Origin of the sequence: Lactobacillus ultunensis DSM 16047 (assembly GCF_001436305.1) — a bacterium.
In the GTDB taxonomy this organism is placed as follows: domain Bacteria; phylum Bacillota; class Bacilli; order Lactobacillales; family Lactobacillaceae; genus Lactobacillus; species Lactobacillus ultunensis.
Genome location: NZ_AZFO01000083.1, coordinates 1 through 837 on the forward strand (window position 1 = coordinate 1; position 837 = coordinate 837).

Consider the following 837-nt stretch of genomic DNA (forward strand, 5'->3'; position numbering starts at 1 on the left):
CAATATGCCATATTATAGGCTAAAACTGCAATCTCTAACCGTTCTTGAAAGCCCGTTAAACTTCTGGCTCGATTATTTTCGGCATTGTAATAGCTAAGCAAAGCAAAGTCACTCTCAATTGTCCGTCTGACCGCCATCAGTTGATGATTGTTATGTTTTCTAGCACCTTGCATATTTTTACGATAAGGCGTCCAAAGCACATACCCCATGTGCTTTAGCTCAGCGGCTAAGTCCTTGCCTAGATAGCCTTCATCACCCAAAAGATAATGATTGGCAGGATGAGTATTGGCGATCAGCTCGACCGCTTCTTTAGCATCATGCACTGATGCTTTGGTGACTGCGTAATCAAGCAGATAGCCATCATCGCTCACTATTGCGTGAACCTTAAACCCATAATAGTAGACTTTTTTAGTCGCCTTATAGCCAATATCAGCAATATCATGAAAGATTTTCATGCGATAATTACGAATAGGCTGGCAGACTGGAACTGGGAAACTGTCAATAATCAGAATCTTGCCTGAAAGATCCACTTCTTGGTTCAAAACATGACGAATCAGATAGATTAAAGGCAAAAGCTGGCGAGCTCTGCGATTAAAGCGGGAATGAGATAAGCCTGCAAAGAACCTGCAAAATCTTCTCTGCGACTCAATCCCTAGTTCCGCTTGCCAAATAAGCATAGCTAGGATTGAGCTATCCGACAGCTTAGTCTGATGAACATTTCGGCGATGCTTGAGGGAATCCGGGGCATACAGCTTGTACCAAGAACGGCAAATAATGTTCAAACGAGCAAAACTAACTTGTAAATGATGAGCAAAACGCTTAAGCTTAAGGCAGTTC

1 protein-coding gene is annotated in these 837 nt (G+C 42.5%); it reads right to left on the bottom strand.

Annotated elements, in window-relative coordinates; all coding sequences use genetic code 11:
• Window positions 1–837 (bottom strand): IS982 family transposase (locus FC57_RS10445; protein WP_236695732.1); only part of this gene is annotated, 837 nt, incomplete at both ends.